Source organism: Lentzea sp. NPDC004782 (assembly GCF_040609115.1).
Lineage (GTDB): Bacteria > Actinomycetota > Actinomycetes > Mycobacteriales > Pseudonocardiaceae > Lentzea.
Window position 1 is genome coordinate 160,133 of record NZ_JBEXJN010000005.1, and the last position, 22,442, is coordinate 182,574.

The 22,442-nt window shown below is 68.1% G+C and carries 22 protein-coding genes; 6 read left to right on the plus strand and 16 right to left on the minus strand.

What is annotated here, in order from left to right; all coding sequences use genetic code 11:
• Positions 1-270: 270 nt before the first annotated feature.
• From ABZV40_RS06905 to ABZV40_RS06920, 4 genes are all read right to left on the minus strand, one after another.
• Positions 271-996, minus strand: coding sequence for a hypothetical protein (locus ABZV40_RS06905; protein WP_355437146.1), 726 nt, complete (start codon positions 994-996; stop codon positions 271-273).
• 753 nt (positions 997-1,749) lie between these two features.
• On the minus strand, positions 1,750-2,013 hold the full coding sequence (locus ABZV40_RS06910; RefSeq protein ID WP_355436951.1) for a hypothetical protein: 264 nt from the start codon (positions 2,011-2,013) through the stop codon (positions 1,750-1,752).
• Positions 2,014-2,143: 130 nt separating this feature from the next.
• On the minus strand, positions 2,144-2,338 hold the full coding sequence (locus ABZV40_RS06915; protein ID WP_355436953.1) for a hypothetical protein: 195 nt from the start codon (positions 2,336-2,338) through the stop codon (positions 2,144-2,146).
• Positions 2,339-2,773: 435 nt separating this feature from the next.
• Positions 2,774-3,409: a helix-turn-helix transcriptional regulator gene (locus ABZV40_RS06920; protein WP_355436955.1), complete on the minus strand. Its 636-nt coding sequence runs from the start codon at positions 3,407-3,409 to the stop codon at positions 2,774-2,776.
• Positions 3,410-3,607: 198 nt separating this feature from the next.
• Here ABZV40_RS06920 and ABZV40_RS06925 point away from each other — a divergent pair, with 198 nt between their 5' ends.
• Positions 3,608-4,054, plus strand: coding sequence for a hypothetical protein (locus ABZV40_RS06925; protein ID WP_355436957.1), 447 nt, complete (start codon positions 3,608-3,610; stop codon positions 4,052-4,054).
• Between the two features lie 423 nt (positions 4,055-4,477).
• Here the strand turns inward: ABZV40_RS06925 and ABZV40_RS06930 are convergent, their stop codons facing one another.
• Positions 4,478-4,846 carry a VOC family protein gene (locus ABZV40_RS06930; RefSeq protein WP_355436959.1) on the minus strand — a complete coding sequence of 123 codons (369 nt, stop codon included), beginning with the start codon at positions 4,844-4,846 and terminating at the stop codon, positions 4,478-4,480.
• A gap of 226 nt (positions 4,847-5,072) precedes the next feature.
• Here ABZV40_RS06930 and ABZV40_RS06935 point away from each other — a divergent pair, with 226 nt between their 5' ends.
• The 3 genes from ABZV40_RS06935 to ABZV40_RS06945 all read left to right on the plus strand — a co-directional run bounded on the left by ABZV40_RS06935 (position 5,073) and on the right by ABZV40_RS06945 (position 7,465).
• Positions 5,073-5,606 (plus strand): helix-turn-helix domain-containing protein, encoded by a 534-nt coding sequence (locus ABZV40_RS06935; RefSeq protein ID WP_355436961.1) that lies wholly within the window; start codon positions 5,073-5,075, stop codon positions 5,604-5,606.
• Between the two features lie 23 nt (positions 5,607-5,629).
• Positions 5,630-7,093: an alpha/beta hydrolase gene (locus tag ABZV40_RS06940; protein ID WP_355436963.1), complete on the plus strand. Its 1,464-nt coding sequence runs from the start codon at positions 5,630-5,632 to the stop codon at positions 7,091-7,093.
• A 75-nt stretch (positions 7,094-7,168) separates the two neighbouring features.
• Positions 7,169-7,465: a hypothetical protein gene (locus tag ABZV40_RS06945; RefSeq protein WP_355436965.1), complete on the plus strand. Its 297-nt coding sequence runs from the start codon at positions 7,169-7,171 to the stop codon at positions 7,463-7,465.
• Positions 7,466-8,062: 597 nt separating this feature from the next.
• On the opposite strand, the gene ABZV40_RS06950 is transcribed toward ABZV40_RS06945, so the two are convergent.
• The gene (locus ABZV40_RS06950; RefSeq protein ID WP_355436967.1) at positions 8,063-9,265 is read right to left on the minus strand and encodes an MFS transporter; all 1,203 of its coding nucleotides are present in this window, start codon (positions 9,263-9,265) and stop codon (positions 8,063-8,065) included.
• 72 nt (positions 9,266-9,337) lie between these two features.
• Between ABZV40_RS06950 and ABZV40_RS06955 the strand changes: the two genes are divergently transcribed.
• Positions 9,338-9,784, plus strand: a complete 447-nt coding sequence (locus ABZV40_RS06955) for a helix-turn-helix transcriptional regulator (RefSeq protein ID WP_355436969.1) — start codon at positions 9,338-9,340, stop codon at positions 9,782-9,784.
• Between the two features lie 50 nt (positions 9,785-9,834).
• On the opposite strand, the gene ABZV40_RS06960 is transcribed toward ABZV40_RS06955, so the two are convergent.
• The 10 genes from ABZV40_RS06960 to ABZV40_RS07005 form a co-directional block, all read right to left on the minus strand.
• Positions 9,835-11,859, minus strand: coding sequence for an APC family permease (locus ABZV40_RS06960; RefSeq protein ID WP_355436971.1), 2,025 nt, complete (start codon positions 11,857-11,859; stop codon positions 9,835-9,837).
• 47 nt (positions 11,860-11,906) lie between these two features.
• Complete coding sequence (locus ABZV40_RS06965; RefSeq protein ID WP_355436973.1) at positions 11,907-12,338, minus strand: hypothetical protein; 432 nt, start codon at positions 12,336-12,338, stop codon at positions 11,907-11,909.
• Between the two features lie 85 nt (positions 12,339-12,423).
• A complete protein-coding gene (locus ABZV40_RS06970; protein ID WP_355436974.1) occupies positions 12,424-13,101 on the minus strand; it encodes a response regulator in 678 nt (225 codons plus the stop codon).
• Positions 13,098-15,680, minus strand: coding sequence for a sensor histidine kinase KdpD (locus ABZV40_RS06975; protein WP_355436976.1), 2,583 nt, complete (start codon positions 15,678-15,680; stop codon positions 13,098-13,100). Before ABZV40_RS06975 ends, ABZV40_RS06970 begins: the two co-directional genes overlap by 4 nt.
• Entirely contained in the window at positions 15,658-16,185 is a 528-nt protein-coding gene (locus ABZV40_RS06980; protein ID WP_355436978.1) for a potassium-transporting ATPase subunit C, read from the minus strand. The genes ABZV40_RS06975 and ABZV40_RS06980 overlap by 23 nt, the downstream gene beginning before the upstream one ends.
• Before the next feature lies 1 nt (position 16,186).
• A complete protein-coding gene (gene kdpB / locus ABZV40_RS06985) occupies positions 16,187-18,244 on the minus strand; it encodes a potassium-transporting ATPase subunit KdpB (protein ID WP_355436979.1) in 2,058 nt (685 codons plus the stop codon).
• Positions 18,241-19,863 carry a potassium-transporting ATPase subunit KdpA gene (gene kdpA / locus ABZV40_RS06990; protein ID WP_355436981.1) on the minus strand — a complete coding sequence of 541 codons (1,623 nt, stop codon included), beginning with the start codon at positions 19,861-19,863 and terminating at the stop codon, positions 18,241-18,243. Before kdpA ends, kdpB begins: the two co-directional genes overlap by 4 nt.
• A complete protein-coding gene (gene kdpF / locus ABZV40_RS06995; RefSeq protein WP_355436983.1) occupies positions 19,863-19,964 on the minus strand; it encodes a K(+)-transporting ATPase subunit F in 102 nt (33 codons plus the stop codon). Before kdpF ends, kdpA begins: the two co-directional genes overlap by 1 nt.
• Before the next feature lie 291 nt (positions 19,965-20,255).
• On the minus strand, positions 20,256-20,651 hold the full coding sequence (locus tag ABZV40_RS07000) for a type II toxin-antitoxin system VapC family toxin (protein WP_355436985.1): 396 nt from the start codon (positions 20,649-20,651) through the stop codon (positions 20,256-20,258).
• Positions 20,648-21,334, minus strand: coding sequence for an alpha/beta hydrolase (locus ABZV40_RS07005; RefSeq protein WP_355436986.1), 687 nt, complete (start codon positions 21,332-21,334; stop codon positions 20,648-20,650). Before ABZV40_RS07005 ends, ABZV40_RS07000 begins: the two co-directional genes overlap by 4 nt.
• Before the next feature lie 96 nt (positions 21,335-21,430).
• Here ABZV40_RS07005 and ABZV40_RS07010 point away from each other — a divergent pair, with 96 nt between their 5' ends.
• On the plus strand, positions 21,431-22,393 hold the full coding sequence (locus ABZV40_RS07010) for a WYL domain-containing protein (RefSeq protein WP_355436988.1): 963 nt from the start codon (positions 21,431-21,433) through the stop codon (positions 22,391-22,393).
• Positions 22,394-22,442: the final 49 nt, after the last annotated feature.

A 22,442-nucleotide genomic window follows, 5' to 3' on the forward strand; every position in this document is an offset into this window, starting at 1 on the left:
ATCGCGGTTCGCTCGCGAACCGCGCTTCATTGAGGTGTCACCGGCACCGGTGCGCCCAGCGTCCCCGACCGGTCCGCCGTACAGGCCGAGCGCGCCGCCCTAAAGCTCGCGCACGAAGCACGACCCGCGGAGTAGCGCCTCAGCGATGGTGGTGATCATCAACGATCACGAGGGTCCACCCTGCCTCGCTTTACTCGAACTCGCCGCGCACTGACAGTGGGATCTGTCCTTCAATCTGTTCGAGAGCCGCAGCTGCAGGCATCGACAACTTCAGGCTGCCACGATCGTCTCACCGCGTGTCTCTCGCGCAACATCGCATTCGAGTTCTTGGGCCTGCTCGTCGAACTCAGAACGGACGATCTTGACGAGCCGTCGGGCCCGAGCAGCACCCACACCGAGCCGAATACGCAAGGTCTCAGCCGAGATCGGCTTCTGATGAGCTGCCCGATGAGTTGCATCCTCTCGCCGCGCCCGGACCAGAAGGTCTTCCGGCGCTCGCCTGCCACGTGTCTGCCGGTCAACATGCGGAACAACCGCCTCCTCCTGGAGGTGGGGCTGCGGCTCGGGCGTGCCGACGCCCGACTTCTCAGTGGCGAGCGGCGCCGACCGATCAGCATCGAACACAAGCCTCACTCGACTCGTTGAGCTGATCGCTTGCAGGAGACCAGGACCGACCTCTGACCAGCCGATCAGCAGAAGCGGTCCCACCGCGTCGAATGCCGCCTTCCCGTACTCGCCGGCAACGAGAGGCTCTGCAACGTTCAGGGCAAGGGTGACCACGCTCGCGAAGATCAGCAGTCGGCGAGCCGGCCGCAGCACGCCTGGCGACGCCCCGGTGAGCGCCAGGTGCCGCGTGCCGAGCAAAAGCCCGAGGATGGAAAGATCAACCGCAGGAGCAACGAGCGGCGCAACCCAGACGGGTACACCGAGCCGGAGCGCGAGGCTGAGGACGTTACCGAAGCCGAACATGAAGGTCAGGCCGACAACAGTCGCCATGATCGCAGTCACTGCCCGAATGATCGTTGTCGCGTCTGACTCGCACTTCGTCGCTCCACCGTCCGGCAGGCGCCCAGTCTCGACTGAACGTGCGGTTTCTGTAGCGTCGCTCATGGGTCCTTGCCCTCCTTACAGGGTGGGATCAAGGCCCCGCCGCGGTGGTGACGCACCCGGCGGGGCCGCTTCACAACGGCAGGACTGGCCGGGCACGCCGTGCAGCACGACGCGTTCGAGCTGAACAAGTACGGGGTGCGGATTTCAACACCAAGCAGGGTCGTCGGTCGCAGGACTGCAGCCGTGCGGACATCACTCGACCCAGACAAGATCGCCTGATCATGACTGATCGCCTGCTGCCATAGGCTCAACCGAAGCCGCCCCGATACACCTATCGAGTGACACCCGGTGCTCGACAACCAGACGCCCCCTCAGGAAACCCCTGGTCGGAGCTGTTCCCATCTGCTGTGTGCCCTGCCGGGGGCACACAAAACACGGGCAACATCAACAGCCGGGCGGCTGGTACTCGAAGGCACCTACCAGGTGTGAGTACCAGCCGCTTTGGCTAATGGCGACACGTCCGGCGGCCGGTCCCCACGGCGGCCCCTCGCCGTGCGGGACGAGTCACAGAAGAGGTGCAGGTGATTGCGGCCGGGTGCAACGGGTCCTCGGGTTGCTCCGTCAGCAAGACTGATGCCGATCATTCAACGCTATGGCCACCGAGAACACAGGGCTAATGAGTACGCGGGCTAACCAGTCTCAACGGCTGACTCCAGCGGCGTACCGATGCGGCTGGTCGGTGGCGGCACGGACGGCGATGTTCGACCGGCCGTGCTCTTTGATCAACTGTGCACGCTTCGCCAACGCGGCAGCCTCGTCCTCACACAGCCAGGCCTGCCAGGCGTAGCCGTCGCAGTGAAGTTTGCGCAGCGCGTTGCGGAAATTGGTCGAGTAGCCGACATGCGCGGGGTTCACACCGTTGTCGAGCAGGACGTAGGCGACGGTGGCGCCCTTGCCGGGCAAGCATCATGAGGCCAACGCCGTCGAATCCGGTGTCGCCCTTCCACGACTGATCATCTCGGTCCGGGAGGTTGAGCACCATGCACTTGAGGATCGACACGTCGAAGGGAATGCGCTTGGCCCACCGCGAGCCCTACCCGGCGATCTCGGAGTTGCGGATCTCTTCGCAGAGGGCGAGCAGGCCCCGGCCGTCGATACCCCGTTCGTTCCATGCCTGCCACGCTGCTGCGATCATGGCGTCTTCCGCCTCGAGTTCGACGGTGGTGGCCTGGTGGCGGGCCTGTCGGGCTGCGGTGTGCCGCGCAACGGCATCGTTGAGGCTGGTCATGGTTGGGCGTCTCCTTGCTCGGGCAGCGTGGCGAGGGCTACGACCTGACCGCTCCCCCGGCAGCGTCCCGTTCCTCGCTCCGTGACCTCGGCGGCTGGATACGAACCCTCACCTGCGGAACGGGTTGCCCAGGCGGCTCGCGGAGTCGTGCGGCTGCTTCGCTGCCTTGAGAGGTGCCAACCGAAGTGGTGTTGTGGTCCCTGCATCTCGACAGCATCGCGAGACCCGATCACTGGACCGGTCACCGCCGCAAGTCAAACTCCAAAAACGCCGGCCACAGGCATCTCACGATCGTCGGCAGTAGCGAGCGACCTGCGGCAGACGAGTGCGCTTCGCCGCAGATCGGATGTTCGACAAGGGGTGAACGCCGGTGGTCGCCGCGGTCAAGTCGGCGATCCTCTCGGTGTCCTCGCCGTGGTTCGCGTTCTGACGGTCTCAGCTGTGCTGGTAGGAATGCACCGAGATGGACCGCTCGGAGCCGCCCAGGTGGTTCAGCACGGTGTGTGAGCCGGTGCAGTCCTTGCTGACGAAGCCGAACTGTCGTTCCTTACTGCTGTTCATTTCCGAGCGAGCTTCGAAAGGCAGAACCTCGCAGTGCGGCTCGGAATACCAGACCGGGTCGAGCTGGATCTTCTGCCCACCGAAGTTGGGCTCGGCCCAGAAACACACATAATTGGGTGCGCACTCACCGATCGCAGCCACCGGAGCGGACGTCTTGTTGAGTTCTAAGGCGGCTATCGCCGTTCCCACCGAAACGAGTGCTACGGCTGCGGCGAGCACCACGAACCACCACCGTTGCCTGGGCTCGGGTTTGTCCGCCGGTGAGTTCTGCAATGCGCGGCGGATGATGTCGAGCTCGTCAACCAGCTCGGTCCTACCGATGCCCTGGAGGTAACAGCGCAACTGACCTTCGGTGGGCAGCTGGCCGTTCTCGATGTAGGACACCCGTTGCCGGGTCAGCGCCTCCCGGCCGGACACCGACCGTCTGGCCACCGCCTGCTGTGTCAACGCCCCGCGCAGCTCGCGCAGGCGTTCCCCGAAAGCCGCGGCGCAGGTGATCTCTTCTCCCATGTCAGGTCCCCTCAGGCCGTCCGGGGAGCAGTGTAGAGACGGTTCCGTGATCGAGTGGACACTTTGGGTGACATCGTCAGATGGGCTGGCTCTGTCCTGGACATGTCCGGACATGGCGAAGCTGGCGGCCGAGGCCGAGCGGCTGCTCCGCTTACGGCAGTCGGATCACTGATGAGGAGATGCCTTATGCCCCGAACTGTGAAGCGAGCGGTCACGATGGTGACCACCTTGTTCCTTCTCGCCGTGGCGGCGTTGGTGGCCGCGCAACCGGCATCGGCCGGATCCACCTGCGCGTTTCCATTGTGCAGCCAGACCATCAACGACAATGCGAAGGGAGTTCCCGGCTTTATCGTGCAGCGAGACTGGTGCGGCAACGACGCGAATACCCGGGAGGTTGAGGATATGCGTTGTCCGACCCCCTCCCCGCGCCGACTGCTCTCGTCCGGTGAAAGCACCGCTTTGGACCAGGACTGGGACGCCGTCAAGTTTCCGGCCGGTTGTTACGGCTACTTCCATGCGGTCAATTGGCTCGGGGGTGCTGACCGCAACTACCCGGTCGACCGGCGGCGGAGTCCTAACAGGACGACGCTCTGGTTCCGCGTTCACAACGACGAGGTCGCACACGTGACCATGAGGTGTAGCTGACGGCCGCCATTGCTGTCCCTGACGCGGCGGGCGCCTCGATGCAGTCGGGCGCCCGCCGCGACGTGGGCACATCTTCGAGGCCCCAAGCGTGTGCAAATCCCCTGTGGCAACGTTCGCTGCCACCGCCCGAACTGAGGACGGACAGCGATCTGCACGACTATCCCAAGGCCGTCCGCGCTTTCCGTCGCGCCGTCATGCTCGGCCGCGCCGGCGGCAATCCCCGCCATGAGGCCGTCGTCCTGGCCGATCTCGGCACCATGCTCACCGACGCGAGGCGTCCCGCTATCGCCCGTGCACTGTGGCGAGCGGCTCAGGAGACACTGCGCGAATTCAGAGATCCCAGAGCAACGTACGTGGAGGCCGCTCTCATCGGAGATCACTATGACCGAGCGGTCACCGCGGCATGGGCGTGCGTTCGGCTGGTCAGCCCTGGTAGAGCCAGATCCGGTTGCCGTCGGGATCTCTGACGGCCGCACTGCGAGGCATGCCCTGCCGGTCTCGCGGCGCGACGACCTCGGTGGCTCCGGCGGCCAGCGCCCGCGAGTGCCGAGCGTCCAGGTCGTCGACGAGCAGGCCGAAGGTCGTGGGGCCAGGTCGGCGGTGCGGCGGACTACCTCGTGACGCAGGTCGAACGCGGCCTGATAGAAGGCGATCGACGCGGCGAGGTCGTCCACGGCGATGGTGATCTGGACCGGTCGGCATCCCTGCTGGCCAGTCACGGCTCCAGCAGGCTCTCGTCGTATCAGACGGCACTGCCTCGTGATCGCCGACCATCGGTCCGGCTCGTGCCATCTCGCCAGCACCAGCTCGTCGACGGCTGTGCGATCACGTTGTTGGCTGCTCCCACCGACACGGCAGCCTCGCGACCGGCGGGGCACCTCCGAACACACGCATCGCGGCATGGAGCGGGCGTTGCCGCATCGCGGTCCAGTTCTGCGCCTCCAGTATGCAAAGCATCTTTGCAAATCGTCTTTGCATGGGCTAGGTTGTACACATGGCTGACCAGCCTCCTCCTCGGGTGATCACCGACGTCGATGTCTTGCGGTTGCTCGCGCATCCGCTGCGCCGCCGGATCGAGGACGAGTTGCGTCGTGGGCCGGTGAACGCGACCTCGCTGGCGCAGGCGCTGGGTGAGAGCACCGGGCTCACCAGCTATCACCTGCGCCAGTTGGCCAAGCACGGCCTCATCGAGGAAGTCCCGGAAATGGCACAGGGCAAGCAACGGTGGTGGCGTGCCGTCCCCGGTGACCGCCGCTATCCGGCCTATACCGAGCAGACCGACGACATGCGTGCGGCCAGCGCGGAAATGACCCGGAACAACCTTGCCGAGCTGGTCGAACTGTATGACGCCTACGAACGGCAGGCCCCCGGCCTCGGTGCATGGGCCGACGCGTTCCTGTTCTCCCGCGCGACGATTCGTGTCGATCTGACGCTGCTGCGGGAGTTTTTCGAGGACTACATCCGACTCGTCCAACGTTATGGCGGGACTGACGACATCGGCGATGACCGGAAGACGGTGCTGCTGCGCCTGTTCGGGTTCCCCGAGCTCTGAAATCCTGAGCCGAAAGGGCATCCATGTACGCCACCCCCTTGCGGCGGGGTAGCCGATTCACCGTCGCATGCCTGCTCCTGCTGGCCTGCTCGGTCCTGCCGAGCGCTCACGCCACTGCCGCGACCGGTTTCGACTGCACGGGCTTCAGCTGCACCGACGTCAGCTTCGCCGGCGGTGGCGGGCTCGTCCTGCACGGGACCGTGATCGGCCCGGCCACACCACATTCCTCCACACCGGGGATCGTCCTGGTGGGAGGATCCGGCGCGGGACCACGCCCGGAATACCAGTACGAAGCCCGCGCCTTCGCCGCGGCCGGCATCACGGCGCTGGTCTACGACAAACGCACGATCGGCTACTCGTTCGGTCATCGCGATTTCGCACTGCTCGCTGACGATGCGCGGGGCGCGGTCGAAACACTGCGCAGCACACCGGGGGTGCACGCGGACCAGGTCGGATTGTGGGGATTCAGCGAGGGTGCCTGGGTCGCACCGCTCACGGCGTCCCGCAGCAGCGACGTCGCGTTCCTGATCACACTCGGCGCATCCGCCTTCAGCCCGTTGCGGTCACAAACCTGGAGCCTTGCCACCACGTTGCGGCACCGCGGCGAAACCGGCCCGCTCGCCGGCACGATCGCCGGTCCCACAGCCCGTCTACTCGGTGAGACGGGTGCGTTTCCCGCGGCCGGCTTCGATCCGCTACCCGCGTTGCGAGACCTGCGCATTCCCGCCCTCGCCTTGTGGGGACAGCACGACGTGCAGGTTCCACCCGCCGAAAGCGCCACGTTACTGCGCAACACACTGACCGCGTCGCCTTCGGTCACCATCCGTTTCCTCCACGGTGGCGCACACAACGGCAGGGCGACCACTGATGGATTCGACCGTCTCGGCGCCGCACCGGCTCCTGGCGCGCCACGTGGCGCCTTCGCACCCGGCTACTTCGACACCATGACCGGCTGGGTGCACCAGATAGCCAGTGGCAACCTGCCGGCCTCCTCTGCCGATGCCCCACCACCGCAGACGATGACCAGCGCCGATCCCGGGCGCGGCTGGTGGACCTCGGCGTGGATGCAACTGACCGTGCTGGCCGCCCTCGTTCTCGGCTTCGTCGGAAGTCTGGTGTGGACAGTCACCCACCGCCGGTCGTTCACCGGCCCCCGTTCTCGCGCCACCAAGACCGCGAGCCTGCTCGCGCGCCTGCTGGCCTGCTCCGGTCTTGTCTCGGTGCTCGCAACGGTCGCGTACGCGGTGTCGATCCTCGCGTCCAACGCGCAGACCCTCGGCCCGATCCTCGCTTCCCGAACGCTGGCGTGGCTGAGTCTGCAGGTGCTCGCCCTGCTCACCACCGCACTGCTGGCCGGCACAGCGATCGCCACCGCCCGCGCCTACGCCGGCCTGCTCGTACGGCACCGGACCGCGCTGGGCATCTTGCTGCTGTTCGGATGTCTCTGGACGGCATGGGCCACCACCTGGGCATTGTTCTCCGTCTGAGCCGCCGCCGCGCCGGTACTCCGGGTCCGGCTCGTCGTCCTGTGCAGCTCGTGGGCACGTGAGGACACGCCTCACGTGTCGCGGTTGGTCTGTCCACCGGGGGCAATCGAGACCGGAATTGCCTGGTCGCAGCACGAGTTGAAGGAAATCGCGAAGCGCTCGGAGAGCGGTATGAACACAGCTCCCGACTCCGGGCAGCGGATCCGCCGTCAGCAGCACCATGAAGCCGTGGACGTCGTCTTCGAGATCAACCTCGTTGACGGCGCCGAAGCTGAGCGCATCGGACTGCTACAAGCGGCGGTCATCCGCGACTTAGTGCTGCTGCACCACCGAAACGTCGGCAGCGCGCCACCACACACGAGCGCCACCTGACTACGCCAACACGAAACTGTCCTGCACCGCCAAGTATCCAACCTGAAACCGCCGGTCAGCCCTGCTCCCATCGTTTGGTGCTCCCGCCGGGGAGACCAAAGGCGATGGGCGATCTGTGTTCGCGGAAGGCGCGAACCGGGTCGCCTTCGGGCGTTTTCGAGGGCGAGCCCCAGACCCCACGCTTGGGGCGAACCCCCGGACCCCGGTAGGCGGCCGAGTCCCCAGACATCCGTCATAGGCTGTCCAACCCGCGATCCCGCCCAGCAGGCCGACCGCAAGCCCGGCCCGCACGCACCCCGGCGCGGGACAACGCAGCTGTCTCCGCCAGGAGCGGTAACCCCGACAACCGTCTTGGTTCCGCACTGCCAGCGTGTCACCGCAGAGGAGACCTGCCTGCCAAACGGCACAGCCACCTCGCCTTCGGTCAGGGCGCCACTTCTGCATCGGCGCGCCACTGGCCCGCCTCGAAGGGAATTCGCCCAGGACACCCTGGTGCGCTTTCCGGACGTCGAGCTCGCGGTGCTTCCGGGCGAGCTGGCTTGGGCCCGGTGTTGCGCACTTCGCGGGCCGTTCCCGTGCTGCTCGAAGGTGCCGGGGTCACACCGGTGTCGGCACGGCACGCGTTTTCGGCAGGAGTGCCACCGCCATCAGTCCGCTGAGGACGGTGACGGCACATGCCAGGCAGGCGGCGAAGTCCAGCGATGCCGCTTGCGCGATCGCCGGACCCGCTATCGCACCTAGGAGCGTCGCGACGGCCTCACCGGTGAACTGCACCGCGCTGACCCTGCCCAGAACTGCGTTCGGTGTGGCGCGTTGCAACGCGGTCTGCGCGGTGACCAGTGCCGACGAGCCGAAGACACCGATCAGCACCGCGGCGGGCAACGCGGCCGCGGGGGAACGGGAGAGGAAGAGCAGCACGAACGCCACTCCCGTCGCCACCAGTGCACCGCCGAGCAGGTACGCGGGCGGCGTTCGGTCGAACAGCCGCCGAACCAGCGGTGCCCCGATCAGAAAGCCGGCACCCAGCGCGGACATCACCAGCCCGGTCTGCACGCTGCCACCCAGCACTCGCACGCCGAACGGCACGAGCAGTGCGGACAGCGACGCGTTCGCGGCGAAGAACACCGTGACCACCACGAGCAGCCATGCGGCCGGTCGTTCAGCGCGCAGGAAGGTGAGGCCTTCGCGAAGCTGGGCGAAGAACCGGCCGGCACTTCGCTCTTCGCGTGCACCGGACCGGACGGTCATCATGATCGCGAGTGCGGACACCAGGTAGGTCGCGAGATCGATCCACACCAGCGCGCCGAACCCGGCGATCCCGAGCAGGGCACCTCCCAGCGGAGCGCCGACGAGGCGCGCCGTGCCGTCGGTGACCGCGTTGAGCGAGTTCGCGCTGGTGAGGGCCGGCCCGGTGCCGACGATCACCGGGGTGTGCGCCTGTGCGGCCGGGCGGAAGAGCACCGTGCCCACGCTCTCCACCACGAGGGCCAGGTAGACCAGCCACACGTCATCGGGATCACGCACGAGCAGGAGCAGAGCGACGGCGATCGCTCGCAGCACGTCTGTCGCGATCATCAACTTGCGCCGGTCCCAGCGGTCGGCGAGCACACCTGCGACCGGGCCGAGCAGGACCGGTGGCAGGAACTCCGCCGCCAGCGTCAAGCCGGTGGCCGCCAGCGAGCCGGTCAGCTGCAGGACGTACGCCGGAATGGCGACCACGAGCAGCCATGACCCGAGCAGGCTGAGCAGCCGTGCGAACCAGAGCAGGCGGAAGTCGCGAATCCGCAGTGCCTCGAGCACCACACCACCCCCAGAGTTGTTCTGGCAGAATAGTCAGCGGATTCAATGTTCTGTCAAGACAGGTGGTTCGGTATGGGCAACCAGGAGTTCGGGCAGCAGCTGCGAGCACTGCGGGCCGCGAGCGGGCGCACACTGCTCTCCGTGGCGACCGAGGCGGGCCTGTCCGTGCCGTACGTCGCGAACTTGGAGAACGGGCGCGGCAACCCGACGGTGGACGCGGTCAACAGGCTCGCGGACGCGCTCGGAGCCGTGTTCGTGTTGCGCGTGGAGCCGGAAGGCGGGGCGACGGCACCGGCGCCGGCACTGCCCTCGTCGCTGGTACGGCTGAGTCGAGGCGCTCGCTTCCGGAAGGACGTGCAGACCCTCGCGGAGGCGACCGGCGAGCAGCCCGCGGAGCTCGCGGGGCGCCTGCTGGCCGCGCTCGCCGCACTCGCCGGCCGTGACCTCGCCGAGGCGGACTGGTTCCGGTTGCTCGACGCCGTCCTGCTGGTGCACCTGCATCCGCACGCCGCGAAGTGACACGGCGGCAATCGGCGAGGAGCGCCGCGATGGCGAACGTCGGTCTGCCGTTACACCGGTTCCTTCTCGACGGGGATCCGTGAGGTGGCACCGATTCCCCGGCGCACTTCGCCCGGGCTGTGCACCACGCGATCGGGGTCTCGGCGGGTGGTGGACGCCAGCTGCCACGGCACGCTGGTCACCATCACGCCGGGCTCGAACAGCAGGCGGCCCTTGAGCCGCAACGCGCTCTGGTTGTGCAGCAGGTTCTCCCACCACCGGCCGACGACGTACTCGGGGATGTAGACGCACACGACGTCGCGGGGGCTGGTGCGCCGCAGGTTCTTGACGTAGTCGAGCACCGGCCGGGTGACCTCCCGATACGGTGACTCGATCACCTTCAGCGGGATCTTCATGCCGCGTGCGTCCCATTCGCGTTGCAGGGCGCGGGTTTCCGCGTCGTCGACGTTGACGGTGATCGCCGCCAGCGTGTCGGGCCGGGTCGCGCGGGCGAACGAGATGGCCCGCAGGGTCGGTTTGTGCAAAGTGGACACGAGAACCAGGGCGTGCACCCGGCTGGGCAGCGTCTCGGGCTCGGTTCCGGCCCGCAGCTCCTCACGCACCCGGTCGTAGTGGCGGTGAACGGCCCGCATCATCAGGTACAGCAGCGGAATCGCGATGACGACCAGGTATGCGCCGTGCGTGAACTTGGTGACCAGCACGACCGCCAGCACCACGCCGGTGAAACAGGCACCGAGCGCGTTGATCCACCGCGCGCGGTGGATCCGGCGCCGTCCGGCACCGGTCGTGGCGTGTGCCAGCTCGCGGTTCCAGTGCCGGACCATGCCCGCCTGGCAGAGGGTGAACGAGGTGAACACACCCACGATGTAGAGCTGGATGAGCCGGGTGGCCGAGCCGTCGAACGCGTAGATCAGAGCTCCCGCGATCGCCGCGAGCACGACGATGCCGTTGGAGAAGGCGAGGCGGTCACCGCGGGTGTGCAGCTGTCGCGGCAGGTAGCGGTCCTGCGCGAGGATCGAGCCCAGCAGCGGGAAACCGTTGTACGCGGTGTTCGCGGCGAGGATCAGGATCAGGGCGGTGGCGGCCTGGATGTAGTAGAAGAAGAACGTCTGGTCGCCGCCGAACACCGCGGCGGCGAGCTGGGCGATCACCGTCCGTTGTGGATCGGTCTCGCAGTTGCCCGCGAACCCGATGAGGTCACAGGTGTGTTCGGTGAACCGCACGTTCGCGATCAGCGCCAGCGCGGTGACGCCGACGAACATGACGACCGAGATGCCGCCCATCAGCAGCATCGTCACGGCCGCGTTGTGCGACTTGGGTTTGCGGAACGCGGGCACGCCGTTGGAGATCGCCTCCGCGCCGGTCAGCGCGGTGCAGCCGGACGAGAACGCGCGCAGCACCAGGAAAGCGACCGCCAGGGTGCTCAGCCCCACCTGCTCGGGGCGGATGTCGTAGCCCGCGCTCTCCGCGACCGGTGCGTCACCGAGGACCGTGCGAACCAGGCCGACGGCGATCATCAGCAGCACACCGGCGATGAACGCGTAGGTGGGCACGGCGAACGTCCGGCCGGACTCGCGCACGCCGCGCAGGTTCATGGCGGTCAGGAACGCGACGAAGCCCAGGTTGATGGCCACCCGGTAGGGGTTGAGCTCCGGCAACGCGGAGATGATGTTGTCCACGCCCGCGGCGACGGACACCGCCACCGTCATGATGTAGTCGACCATCAGGGCGGCGGCGACCACCAGCCCGGCCGAGCGGCCGAGGTTGCGCGACGCCACCTCGTAGGAGCCGCCGCCGCTGGGATAGGCGCGCACGACCTGCCGGTACGAGAGGACCACCACGGTCAGCAGCACCGCCACGGCCAGCCCCACCCACGGCGCGAGGTGCAGGAAGGCCAAGCCGCCCAGGGTGAGGATCAGCAGGATCTCCTGCGTCGCGTAGGCGACGGAGGACAGCGGGTCACTGGCGAAGATCGGCAGCGCGAGTCGTTTGGGCAACAGGGTCTCGCCCAGCCGGTCGCTGCGGAACGGTCGTCCGAGCACCAACCGCTTGACCCACGAGGTGGAGGACGGCACGCCGCCAGCATGAACGGTCGACCCAGGTCACGCCTGCAAAGAACCCGTCAAGATCCAGTGGTTGGGCGTTGGGATTGCGTAAAGACCGGCTGTCGCTGAACGGGCAGACGCGGTGCGGACGAGTCGCCCTCGCGAAGGTGCAGCATGGGTGCGAACGCGGCGCGAAAGGTCGAGACGAGCAGCAGGACTCCCAGCGCGTCGAACCCGATGACGAGAGCATCATGGCCCGCTTGGCCGACCAGCGCGAGATCTCCGTGCCGGCCGAGCACGAAACCGTCGTGCAGGAACCAGCAGACCACCGCGGTCGCCAGCGCTGCCCTCCAGGTGGAGATCAGCGCGATCACGTTGACCACGGTGACCATCGCGATCACGGACAGCACCGGCTGGCCGGTCGCCCCGGTGGCCACGACCAGCGCGGTGGCCGCGATCCCGAGCACCACGCCCAAGGGGAAGCCGAACCCTCCCGATATCCGTTGCACTTCACCAGTTCACCGCCCGGCGACGCGGAAGAGGAGGGCCCTTGGCGAACTCCCAACGCCCAGCTGAAGAATCCTGACGCGGTCCTTACAGCTCCAGCCGGTAGCCCATCCCCGCTTCGGTGATCAGGTGCCGCGGCCGCGACGGATCGGCTTCCAGCTTGCGCCGCAGCTGCGCCAGGTACACCCGCAGGTACTGGGACTCCCCGACGTGCGTCGGTCCCCAGACGTCCTGCAGCAGCTGCTTCTGCGACACCAGCCGGCCGGGGTTGCGGGCCAGGATCTCCAGCAGTCCCCATTCCGTCGGGGTCAGGTGCACCTCGGCGCCGTCCCGGTGCACCTTCTTGACCGCGAGGTCGACGGTGAACGTCGCCGTGGTCACGATCGGGTCCTCGACGGTCTGCGTGGTGGCCCGGCGCACCGCGGCGCGCAGCCGGGCGAGCAGTTCGTCCATCCCGAACGGTTTGGTGACGTAGTCGTCCGCACCTGCGTCGAGTGCCTCGACCTTGAGCGCGGACTCGGTTCGCGCGGACAGCACGATGATCGGCATGGACGTCCACCCGCGCAGGCCGACGATGACCTCCACGCCGTCGATGTCGGGCAGTCCGAGGTCGAGCACCACGACGTCCGGTTTCTCGTCGACCGCGACCCGCAGGGCGGTCTTGCCGTCGTACGCGGTGAGCACGTCGTAGCCACGCGCGGAGAGGTTGATGCGCAGCGCGCGGACGATCTGCGGTTCGTCGTCCACGACCAGCACGGTGGTCATTGCAGATGCTCCTCGGCTTGCTGGTGAGCGGGCAGTGAGATGACCACCGTGAGCCCACCGCCCGGGGTGTCCTCCGCGTGGATCTCGCCGCCCATGGCCTCGGTGAAACCCTTGGCCACGCTGAGACCCAGCCCGACGCCCGAAGCGGCGTCCCGGTCTCCCAGGCGCTGGAACGGTGTGAAGACGCGGTCCGCGGACTTGCGGGGCAGTCCGGGGCCGTGGTCGACCACCCGCAGTTCCACGTGGTCGCCGTGCGCGCTGGCCCTGACCGCGATCTCCGGCTCGTCTTCACCGATCTGTCCGTCACCGTCGACGTCGATCCAGCGGCGCGGCCGGAGTCTGCCGTGGCGCAACGCGTTGTCGATGACGTTGGCCACCACGCGTTCCAGCAACCCGGCGTCGGCGACGACCTGCGGCAGGCCCTCGTCGACGTCGACCGTCATCGTGTGGCGTTCGTCGATTCCGGTGAGCGACCTGGCCACGATCTCGTAGTAGCTCACCGGGCGCAGCTGTGGCGAGACCGATCCGGTGGCCAGCCGGGACGAGTCGAGCAGGTTGTCCACCAGGCCGTTGAGCCGGTCCGCCGACTCCTCCACGGTGGCCATCAGTTCAGAAGTGTCCTCTTCGGACAGATGCAGCTCGCGGTCGCGGAGGCTGCCGATCGCGGCCTTGATGGACGTCAGCGGCGTGCGCAGGTCGTGCCCGACCGCGGACAGCAGCGCGGTGCGCAGTTCGGTCGTCTCGACCTTGCGTTGCGCGTCCAAGGTTTCCGCGGCCATGCGCTGTTGCCGCAACGCCATCAACGCCTGCCCGGCGGCGGCTTCCAGCACGCGCTGGTCACTCGCCGGCAGGGTCCTCCCCCGCAGCGCCAGGTGGATGTCGGAGGTCACCGCGATGTCGGCGTCGGCGTCGTCCGGCTCGTCGCACGGTCGCGGGCCCACGCACGCGACGCGTTCCCAGCCGCCGTTGTGCCGTTCCAGCAACGCCACCGACTCCGGGCCGAAGTTCTCCCGGATCTTCTCCAGCAACCGCGACAACGGGTACGGGCTCGTGAGCACCGTGCGGGAGTAGGAGGCGAGCAGCGCGGCCTCCGTGCGGGCACGGGCACCCTGCTCCGCCAGCCGCGCCGCGCGGTCGACCACCAGCGCGACGATGGTCGCCACGATCACCATGGCCACCAAGGTGATCACGTTCTCCGGTGTGTTCACCGCCAGGCTGTAGTAGGGCTCGGTGAAGAAGAAGTTGAGCAACCCCGCCCCGAGGAACGCGCTGACGAGCGCCGGTCCCAAGCCCCCGACCAGTGCCACGACGCAGGTGGCGAGCAGGAAGCCGACCAGGTCGGTGGAGTAGTCGACGTCGTCGCGCCAGAACAGGCCCAGGACCGTGGTCAGGCCCGGCAGCAGCACGGACGCGAGCCAGCCCGCGAGCTGCCGTCCGTGGCTGAGCGCGTTGCGGCCGATCTTCCAGCGGAGGCCCCGGCGTGCCGCGTCGTGGGTGACCATGTGCACATCGATCGGGCCGGAGTCGTGGATCACGGCGGCACCGATGCCTTCGTCGAGCGCGCGGGCGAGCCGTGACCTGCGCGAGGTGCCGAGGACGAGCTGGGTGGCGTTGACGCCGCGGGCGAACTCCAGCAGCGCCGTCGGCACGTCGTCGCCCACGACCTGGTGGAACGTGGCGCCGAGGTCCTCGGCGACCTTGCGGCACTTCGCCACGACCTCGGGCGACGCACCTGCCAGCCCGTCACCGCGCATCACGTGGACGACGAGGAGTTCCGCGCCCGCGCGCAGGGCGATGCGCCGGGCGCGGCGGATGAGCGTCTCGCTCTCCGGTCCGCCGGTGATCGCGGCGACGACGCGTTCGCGGGTCTCCCAGGTGTCGGTGATCTGCCGGTCCTGGCGGTAGCGCTGCAGGGCGACGTCGACCTGGTCGGCCACCCACAGCAGCGCCAGCTCGCGCAGTGCGGTCAGGTTGCCGACGCGGAAGTAGTTGCCCAGCGCGGCATCGATCTTGTGTGCCGCGTAGACGTTCCCGTGCGCCAGTCGCCTTCTGAGCGCCTCCGGGGTGATGTCGACGAGCTCGACCTGTTCGGCGCGGCGCACGACCTCGTCCGGCACGGTTTCCCGTTGCGTGACACCGGTGATCCGTTCGACGACGTCGTTGAGCGACTCGAGGTGCTGGACGTTGACCGTGGACAGGACGTCGATGCCGGCGTCGAGCAGTTCCTCGACGTCCTGCCAGCGCTTCTCGTTGCGGGAGCCGGGCACGTTGGTGTGCGCGAGCTCGTCGACCACCGCGACCTCGGGCGCGCGGGCCAGCAGGCTGTCGACGTCCATCTCGGTGAAGTCGACACCGCGGTGGTGGACCTCCTTGCGCGGCAGGATCTCCAGGCCGTCGAGCAGGTTCTGGGTCTTCTGCCGGCCGTGCGTCTCGACGAGGCCCACGACCACGTCGGTGCCGCGCTCCCGGCGCCGGTGAGCTTCGCCGAGCATGGCGAAGGTCTTGCCGACACCGGGAGCGGCACCGAGGTAGATCCTCAGCTCGCCGCGGCGCTTCTCACCTGGCTGCGTCGATGGCACGGTTCAGCGCCGTCACGTTCACGGTCGTGGTGAAGGTGCCACCGGTGTTGGCCTTGACGAGCTCCCGGACCTTCTCCGCGGTCAGGCCGCTGGCCCGGGCCACCCGTGGGACCTGGATCTCCGCGTACTCCGGGCTGATGTCCGGGTCGAGGCCCGACGCGGACGCGGTGACCGCGTCCTGCGGCACCTGGTCCTCGGCAACACCTTCGCGCTGCGCGATCTCCGCGCGCCGCTGAGCGATCACCTTGTCGTAGTCCTCGTTCCGCTCGCCCTTGTTCGAACCACCGGACGCCGGCAGCGTCGCGGCGGACGGACGCGGCACGAAGTACTTGTCGCCCTGGCGGACGACCGCGACCAGCGTGGTGTCCGCGGCCTCGGCGTTGGCGTGCAGGCCGGGGAGGCGGGAGACGCCCCACACCGCCATCGGGTACAGCACCCCGCAGATGACCGTGAGAGCGAGCAGGATCCGCAGCCCTGCCCACGCCTGCTTGAAGAAGTTGTCCATGTCAGCCGATCCCGGGGATGAGTCGCACGAGCAGGTCGATCAGCCAGATGCCGGCGAACGGCGTCACGATGCCGCCGAGGCCGTAGATCAGCAGGTTGCGCCGCAACAACGCCGACGCGCTGGACGGCCGGTACCGGACGCCCTTCAAAGCCAACGGGATCAGCGCCACGATGATCACCGCGTTGAAGATCACCGCCGACAGGATCGCCGACTGCGGCGTGGCCAGGTGCATGATGTTGAGCTTGCCGAGCGCCGGGTAGATCGCCGCGAACATGGCCGGCAGGATCGCGAAGTACTTAGCCAGGTCGTTCGCGACGCTGAACGTCGTGAGCGCACCACGCGTGATCAGCAGCTGCTTGCCGATCTCCACGATCTCGATCAGCTTGGTCGGGTCCGAGTCGAGGTCGACCATGTTGCCGGCCTCCTTCGCGGCCGACGTGCCGGTGTTCATCGCGACACCGACATCGGACTGTGCGAGCGCCGGGGCGTCGTTGGTGCCGTCACCGGTCATCGCGACCAGACGGCCGCCCTCCTGCTCCTTGCGGATCAGGGCCATCTTGTCCTCGGGCTTGGCCTCGGCGAGGAAGTCGTCCACGCCCGCCTCGGCCGCGATCGCCTTGGCGGTCAACGGGTTGTCGCCGGTGACCATGACCGTGCGGATGCCCATCGCGCGCAGTTCGGCGAACCGCTCCTTCATACCGGGCTTCACGACATCGCTCAGCCGGATGACACCGAGCACCTCATCGTTCTCCGCGACCACGAGTGGCGTGCCACCGTCCGCGCTGATCTTGTCGACGACCGCGCGAACCTCGTCCGAGGCGGAGAAGCCGCTGGCGGCGCCCTTGCGGATCTGCCGGCCGTCCAGGTCGATGCCGGACATGCGGGTCTGCGCGGTGAACGGCACGAACTCGCCGGTCTTCTCGTGCTCGGAGGCCTCGGCGGGCAACCCGTACTTCTCCACGCACAGCTCGACGATGCTGCGGCCTTCCGGCGTGCCGTCGGCGAGGCTGGACAGCCGGCAGGCTTCGGCGAGCCTGCGTTCGTCGGTGCCTCCCGCCGGGACGAACTCCGTGGCACGGCGGTTGCCCCAGGTGATCGTGCCGGTCTTGTCCAGCAGCAACGTGTCGATGTCACCGGCGGCCTCGACGGCTTTGCCGGACGTCGCCAGCACGTTGCGCTGCACCAGCCGGTCCATGCCCGCGATGCCGATGGCCGACAGCAGCGCGCCGATCGTCGTCGGAATCAGGCAGACCAGCAACGCGGACAGCACGACGACCGACTGCTCGCCACCCGAGTAGATCGCGAACGGCTGCAGCGCCACCACGGCGAGCAGGAAGATGATCGTCAACGTGGACAGCAGGATCGTCAGAGCGATCTCGTTCGGCGTCTTCTGCCGCTCGGCACCCTCGACCAGCGCGATCATCCGGTCCACGAACGTCTCGCCGGGTTTGGTCGTGATCTTGACGACGATCCGGTCGGACAGCACGGTCGTGCCACCGGTGACGGCACTGCGGTCACCACCGGACTCGCGGATCACCGGTGCGGACTCGCCGGTGATGGCCGACTCGTCGACCGTCGCGATGCCTTCGACCACGTCGCCGTCACCGGGGATGACCTCACCGGCCTCGACGACGACCAGGTCGCCGATGCGCAGATCGGTACCGGGCACGCGCTCCTCGGAGCCGTCCTCGGTCAGCCTGCGCGCGACCGCGTCCTTCTTGGTCCTGCGCAACGAGTCCGCCTGCGCCTTGCCACGGCCCTCCGCGACGGCCTCGGCGAGGTTCGCGAACAACACCGTGAACCACAGCCACACCGCCACCAGGACGGTGAACACGCTCGGGTTGCCGATGGCGAACACCGTGACGAGCAGCGACCCGACCCAGACCACGAACATGACGGGGTTGCGCAGCTGGTAGCGCGGGTCGAACTTGCGCAGCGCGTCCGGGAACGACGTCAGCAGCTGCCGGGGGTTGAAGACGCCGGACGCGACCTGGTGGCCCAGGTTCTCCGCGTGCCGGTTGCGGATCTCCTCGGGAGTCCGCTGAAGTGTGCTGGTCACAGCAGTGCCTCCGCGATGGGACCAAGAGCAAGGGCGGGAACGAACGTCAGCGCGGCGACCAGCACGACGCTGCCGGCGAGCAACGTGGCGAACAGCGGTCCGGTGGTGGGCAACGTGCCCGCCGTCACCGGCACCTTCCGCTGTGCCGCAAGGGAACCGGCCAGCGCCAGCACCGCGATGATCGGGACGAACCGGCCGAACGCCATGCAGACACCCAGCGAGGCCTGGAACCAGTCGCTGGTCACGGTGATACCGCCGAACGCGCTGCCGTTGTTGTTCGACGCCGACGCATACGCGTACAGGATCTCCGACAGGCCGTGCGATCCCGGGTTGTTCAAAGCCCCTTGAGTGCTCGGCAGGATCGCCGCGGTGCCCGCGCCGATCAGCAACACCGTCGGCATCGCGAGAATCGACACGGCCGCGGCCGTGACCTCCTTGCGTCCCAGCTTCTTGCCCAGGTACTCCGGCGTCCGCCCGACCATCAGGCCCGCCAGGAACATCGCGATGATCGCCATCACCAGGATGCTGTACAGACCCGTGCCGACACCGCCCGGTGTCATCTCACCGAACAGGATGTTCAGCAACGTGCCGCCGCCACCGAGTCCGGTGAAGCTGTCGTGCAGCGAGTTGACCGCACCCGTCGACGTGCCCGTGGTGGCGTTGGCGAACAACGCACTCGCTGGAATGCCGAAGCGGAGTTCCTTGCCCTCCAACGGCCTGAGACCGTTCGCCTCCGCGACCCAGATGACCGCGAGCATCGCCGACCAGATCAGGCCCATGACGCTCAGCAGGACGTAGCCCTGCTTCTTCTCCCCGACGAGCTGCCCGAACGTGCGGGTCAGCGACACCGGGACCACCAGCAGCAGGAAGATCTCGATCAGGTTCGACCACTCGTTCGGGTTCTCGAACGGGTGGGCCGAGTTCGCGTTGAGCACACCGCCACCGTTCGTGCCGAGCTCCTTGATGGCCTCCTGCGCCGCGACCGGCGCGTTGGCGACGACTTGGCCGTCAACGTCCACACCGGACTTGAGGCTCATCGTCACGCCGAGCGCGATCAGCACGATCGCGAACACGAACGACAGCGGAAGCAGGATGCGGATGGTGCCGCGCACCAGGTCGACCCAGAAGTTGCCGAGCCGGTCGGTCCGGTGCCGGACGAACCCGCGCACCAGCGCCACCGCGACGGCCAGCCCCACGGCGGCCGACACGAAGTTCTGCACGGTCAAGCCGACCATCTGGACCGTGTGGCCCATGACGGCTTCCGGCACGTACGACTGCCAGTTCGTGTTCGTCACGAAGCTGACCGCCGTGTTGAAGGCCATTCCCGGACCGATGTTGCCGCGGTCGAAGTTGAACGGCAGGACCGCCTGGATCCGTTGCAGCACGTACAGCAGCACGACGCTGACGAAGGAGAAGCCCAGCACGCCGTACGCGTACGTGCTCCACTTCTGCTCCGCGTCCGGGTCGATCCGCCCGATCCGGTAGATCGCCAGCTCCAGCCTGCTGTGCTTCTCGGTGCGGAACACCCGAGCCATGTAGTCGCCGAGCGGCCGGTAGGCCGCCGCCAGGGCCGCGACGAGGATGCCGACCTGAACGAGGCCGGCCACGGTGGGTGACATCAGAACTTCTCCGGCCTGATGAGAGCGATGAACAGGTAGACGATCAACAACAGCGCGATGACACCGCCGGCGGCGTTCGCGAGCAGACCGGTGCCGCTCACAACTTCTCCAGTCCACGCACGGTGAGACCAAGCACGAGGAAACTTCCGATCAGCAGCAACGCGTAGGCCAGATCGGCCATGACGCGCTCCCTTCCCGACAACGATGTGGCCTTGACGTGCGTCAGCGTGCATGGCGGAAATGCGCACGTCAGGGGTGTCTGACGGCAAATTGACACCCCTGACGCGTTCCTTTGCGCGTTCTTGATGCCGTGCGAGCTGCGTCTCACCCGAAGAGGTCACGAGGTGGTGACTCGGTGTGATTTGGCTGACCCGTGCAGGTGTCGTTCGTGATCAGAACAGCGCGTCGATCGGGGCGACGGTCACCAGTTCCTTCACGGCGTGGGCGAGCTGCTCGTCAAGCGTGACCAACGCGTCCGCCTGGAGCTGGGTCAGGGCGACGTACTCGGCGGCGAAGGTGTCGGGCCACCCCAGCCGGTCGGCGACCTTCCACGCGCTCGCCTGGAGGACCCGGTCTCCGAGCAACCGGATCCGCAGCCCGCGCAGGTGGTTGAGGTGTCGCTCGGCGTCCTTTTCGGTCACCTCGCCACGCTGCACTTCCTGGTAGAGCAACGACAGCGTCTGCGAGCGGAGGAGCGCGGGGGCCAGGATCCGGTGCCCGGCACCGATCACGGCCCGGTCGCGAGCCAGGCGGAGGGCCACGTCCGGGCCGATCACGTACTTGGTCACGGGAGGTCCGCGCCTTTCGCGATGAGCCGGGCGAGTTCGACCGGCTTGGTGTGCATGGGCCAGTGACCGGAGTCGATGTCGGCGAAGTCGAGGTGCTCGGCCCTGGCGAGTTCGGGCACGTCGCCCGCGTTGATCCACTCCTTGGCCTGGGCGGGGGTGAACTCGGGGCAGATGACCAGGACCGGGACCTTGAAGCGCCGCTCGTCCGTCAACCGCACGACGCCTGTGGTCACGCCCTCGGGAACGGGGATCGCGGTGGCGGCGAACGCGCGCTTCGCTTCCTCGTCCAGGTCGATCGAGTCCGGTCCGTCGAACGGGGCCCAGCCGGGGAAGGGCATGACGCCGTCCCGCAGTTCGAAGAAGTCGGCGTACGGCTTGCCGTCGGCGGCCGGGAAGCCGCCGATCAGGACGACTTCGGCGATCTTGTCCGGGCGTGCGTCCGCGGCCAGCCACGCGAGGGTGCAGGCGGCCGAGTGCCCGACCACCACCGGCTTGTCCGCGGCCGCGTCCACGGCGGCGAGCACGGTCGCCACCTGGTCGTCGAGCGTGGCGGTGGTGGAGCCGTCGCCCTGGCCGGGCAGGGTCAGCGGCACGGGGCGGTGGCCGAGCGACCGGAGTGCGGATGCGACGCCGTCCCAGGCGGATCCGTCGAGCCACAGGCCGGCGATGAGCAGTACGTCCATGATCAGTTCCTCTTCTCGTGCGCGGTCAGGTCACGCTAGAGGCAATTCCGGACGATCTGCTTCCGGTTCATCGTCGTGGTCGCCTAGCTTGGCCTGGTGCCGAGTGAACTCAGTCCGACCGCACGGGCGCTGCGCGCGCTGGAGGTCCTCCAGGCGCGCCCCGGTACGACGGCGGGCCAGCTCGCCGAGTGGCTGGGCGTCACGGAGCGCGCCGCCCGCCGCTACGTCGGGATCCTCCGAGAGGCGGGCATCCAGGTCGAGTCGACCCGAGGGCCGCACGGCGGGTACCGGCTGCGACGCGGAACGCGGCTGCCGCCGGTCGTGTTCACCCAGGCCGAGGCGTTGGGCCTGGTCATGGCGGTGCTCGACGGTCAGCCGGCCGCCACCGAAGCCGACGACCCGGTGGGCACGGCGCTCGGCAAGGTCGTCCAGGCGCTGCCGGAGAACGTCGGCCGGCAGGCGGCCGCTCTGCGCGAGCACGCCAAAGCCGCGCCCGACCGGCACGCGGCCCGGCCCGATCCCGCCATCACCGGCGCACTCGTCGCCGCCGTCGCGGCCAGACGCCGGGTGCTGATCACCTACCGCGGCGAGACCGGCAGCGCGTGGAAGTCCGAAGTGGACCCGTGGGCCGTCGTGGTCCGGCACGGGCGCTGGTACCTGTTGTGCCGTTCCCATCGCGTGGACGCGATCCGCACCTATCGGGTCGACCGGGTGCGCACGGTCGGGCAAACCGCGCACGAGTTCGAGCCGCCCGACGACCTCGACCCGGTCGCGGCGTTGGAGGAGAACCTGGGCACGGGCTGGGAGTTTCCCACCGAGGTCGTCTTCGACGCTCCCCTGACCGAGGTGGCGCCCTGGATCCGGCCACCCATGGGACGGCTTCAGCCGTTGGGCGACGGCTGCGTGCTCATCGGCAGCACCAGCAATCCGGCGATGTACGCCCAGGAATGGCTGGCGACGGTGCCGTTCGCCTTCCGCGTCCAGGGCGGAGAGGAGTTGAAGGCCGCGGTCGCGGAGGTCGCGGCGCGCTTCGCCGCGGCCTTGGCGCCGATCTCGTAGAACTGCCTTTTCCCGTTGCGCCAATTGGAATTTCATGGCCTCACCGGGC

Bases quoted from the DNA above. Each gene is read 5' to 3' on its own strand.
- ABZV40_RS06920 (WP_355436955.1), bottom strand. From the start codon at position 3,409: ATGGGAGAAGAGATCACCTGCGCCGCGGCTTTCGGGGAACGCCTGCGC.
- ABZV40_RS07005 (WP_355436986.1), bottom strand. From the start codon at position 21,334: ATGGACGTACTGCTCATCGCCGGCCTGTGGCTCGACGGATCCGCCTGG.
- ABZV40_RS06970 (WP_355436974.1), bottom strand. From the start codon at position 13,101: ATGACCACCGTGCTGGTCGTGGACGACGAACCGCAGATCGTCCGCGCG.
- ABZV40_RS06905 (WP_355437146.1), bottom strand. From the start codon at position 996: ATGGCGACTGTTGTCGGCCTGACCTTCATGTTCGGCTTCGGTAACGTC.
- ABZV40_RS06940 (WP_355436963.1), top strand. From the start codon at position 5,630: ATGTACGCCACCCCCTTGCGGCGGGGTAGCCGATTCACCGTCGCATGC.
- ABZV40_RS06930 (WP_355436959.1), bottom strand. From the start codon at position 4,846: ATGGCACGAGCCGGACCGATGGTCGGCGATCACGAGGCAGTGCCGTCT.
- ABZV40_RS06980 (WP_355436978.1), bottom strand. From the start codon at position 16,185: ATGGACAACTTCTTCAAGCAGGCGTGGGCAGGGCTGCGGATCCTGCTC.
- kdpA (WP_355436981.1), bottom strand. From the start codon at position 19,863: ATGTCACCCACCGTGGCCGGCCTCGTTCAGGTCGGCATCCTCGTCGCG.
- ABZV40_RS06955 (WP_355436969.1), top strand. From the start codon at position 9,338: ATGGGCAACCAGGAGTTCGGGCAGCAGCTGCGAGCACTGCGGGCCGCG.
- ABZV40_RS06915 (WP_355436953.1), bottom strand. From the start codon at position 2,338: ATGACCAGCCTCAACGATGCCGTTGCGCGGCACACCGCAGCCCGACAG.